At 70.2% G+C, this 2,043-nt stretch carries 3 protein-coding genes; 2 read left to right on the forward strand and 1 reads right to left on the reverse strand.

Annotated features, from left to right (window positions below):
- Together B4E30_RS04470 and B4E30_RS04475 are read left to right on the forward strand one after the other, a co-directional pair.
- Positions 1 to 1,110, forward strand: a 1,110-nt coding sequence (locus B4E30_RS04470) for a multidrug effflux MFS transporter (protein WP_286793670.1), incomplete at its 5' end; no start/stop codon positions are given.
- Positions 1,111 to 1,149: 39 nt separating this feature from the next.
- Positions 1,150 to 1,866: a phosphatase PAP2 family protein gene (locus tag B4E30_RS04475; RefSeq protein WP_194384747.1), complete on the forward strand. Its 717-nt coding sequence runs from the start codon at positions 1,150 to 1,152 to the stop codon at positions 1,864 to 1,866.
- Here the strand turns inward: B4E30_RS04475 and B4E30_RS04480 are convergent.
- A partial coding sequence (locus B4E30_RS04480) for a formate dehydrogenase accessory sulfurtransferase FdhD (RefSeq protein ID WP_286793671.1) occupies positions 1,822 to 2,043 on the reverse strand: 222 nt, incomplete at its 5' end. The two genes, B4E30_RS04475 and B4E30_RS04480, sit on opposite strands and share 45 nt — an antisense overlap.

Genomic DNA, 2,043 nt, shown 5'->3' on the forward strand with positions numbered 1-2,043 from the left:
CTCGAGGCCGACTTCCAGACGACGGCCGCGGCGATCCAGCTGACGCTCACCGGCACGATGGTCGGCTTCGCTCTCGGTCAGCTGATCGTGGGCCCGCTGAGCGACAAGGTCGGCCGCCGCATCCCGCTTCTCGCGGTCACCGCCCTCCATGTCGTGGCGAGTGTGGCCGCGGCGATGGCACCCACCCTGGGGACACTCGGCATCGCCCGCGTGTTCATGGGGATCGGGGCTGCCGCCGGCGGCGTCGTGGCGATGGCGATGGTGCGCGATCTGTTCGGCGGCCGGCGCCTGGTGGTCATGCTCAGCCGGCTCGCGCTCGTGACCGGGGTAGCCCCCGTCGTCGCGCCGCTCATCGGCTCGGCCCTCATGGAGGTCATGCCCTGGCGAGGGCTGTTCGTGGTCCTCGCGTGCTACGGCGCGCTGATGTTCCTGTGCGCCATCCTGCTCCTCCCGGAGACCCTGCCTCCGGCACGCCGTCAGGACCGCGGCAACACGACGATGGTTCAGCGATACAAGAGCGTGTTCAGCGACCGCGTGTTCCTCGGCGTGCTCGTCATCGGCGGAATGGCCTTCAGCGGGCTGTTCTCCTACCTTTCCGCGTCTCCGTTCCTCTTCCAAGAGGCCTATGGCCTGACGGCTCAGGAGTACGGCCTGCTGTTCGCCGTCAACTCGCTCGGAGTGGTCGTCGGTGTGCAGGTCGCCTCTCGCCTCGCGGCGCGATTCGGGCCGCAGTGGGTGCTCGCGTTCTCGACGGCGACGCTCGTGATCGCGGGGACGACGATCATCGCGACCGATCGGCTCGGACTCGGTCTGTGGGGCACCGTCGTGCCGCTGTTCGTCTTCATGACCGGAGTCGGGTTCACCATGCCGTGCGTGCAGGTTCTCGCGCTGGACCGGCACGGGAAGGCGGCGGGGACGGCCGCGTCGATCCTCGGCGCCGTCAATTTCGGCGTCGCGGGGCTGGTCTCTCCGATCGTCGGCGGCGTGTCGCACGGCGCGGCGATCACCGCGACGACGATGGCGGCCGTCATGGTCGGCTGCGGTCTCCTCGCGGTGGCGGCGCTGTGGTTCATCGTCCGTCCGCGTTCCGTGGAGCGGCTCACTCCCTGAGCCGGCCCTTCCGGATCGGGGTCGGGGCACAATGGTCGGATGCCTCTTCCCTTCCGTACGCGGACGATGACGTTCTCGCTGGTCGCCCTCGGTCTCCTCCTGATCGCGCTGGCGACGGGACTCGGCGCGTGGGCGTTCGCCCGGGGCAACACCCCGTTCGCGATCGACGCCTGGTGGAACAACCTGCTCGTCGACGCGGCGGTGCCGCTGGCGGGGCCCGTGTCGCACGCCATGAACGTGATCGGAGGCGGGTGGGTCGGTGTGCTCGTCGTGCCGCTCGGCGGCGCGGGGGCTCTCATCGCGGTGCGTCGACCATGGGCGGCGGCCTTCTTCCTCACTGCCGAGGCGGTGTCGGCGGCACTCGTTCAGCTGCTCAAGCACCTGTTCGGCCGCGCGCGACCCACCGAGATCCTCATCATGTCGGATTACGGGTCCTACCCGTCGGGTCACGTCGCGAACGCAGCGACCATCGCGGTGTGCGCGGTCGTGCTGTTTCCACGGCTCGTCGTGGCGATCATCGGGGCGGCGTGGATCCTGCTCATGGCCTTCAGCCGCACGTACCTGCACGCTCACTGGCTGAGCGACACCGTGGGCGGTGCGCTCGTCGGTGTCGGTGCGGCGCTCGTGGTCGCGGCGGTGTTCAGCGTGCCCCTCGCGCGGGAACCACGCCTCGTCGCATCCCGCGGCACTGCGCGTCAGCCCGAGGACGGGTCAGATTCCGGCGACGCGTTCGGGGTGCGCGTGGATCGCGAATGAGCCGTTGCGGCTGAACCCGACGAGGGTCAGCCCCGTGTCGTGCGCCAGTTGCGCCGCGAGCGTCGACGGCGCCCCGACCGCCGCCAGCATCGGGATGCCCGCAAGCCGCGCCTTCTGCACGAGCTCGAACGACGCCCGCCCCGACACCTGCAGCACGTGCTGTGCCAGGGGGAGTCT

The sequence above is a fragment of the Microbacterium sp. UBA3394 genome, from assembly GCF_002358725.1.
GTDB classification, from domain to species: Bacteria; Actinomycetota; Actinomycetes; order Actinomycetales; family Microbacteriaceae; genus Microbacterium; species Microbacterium luteum.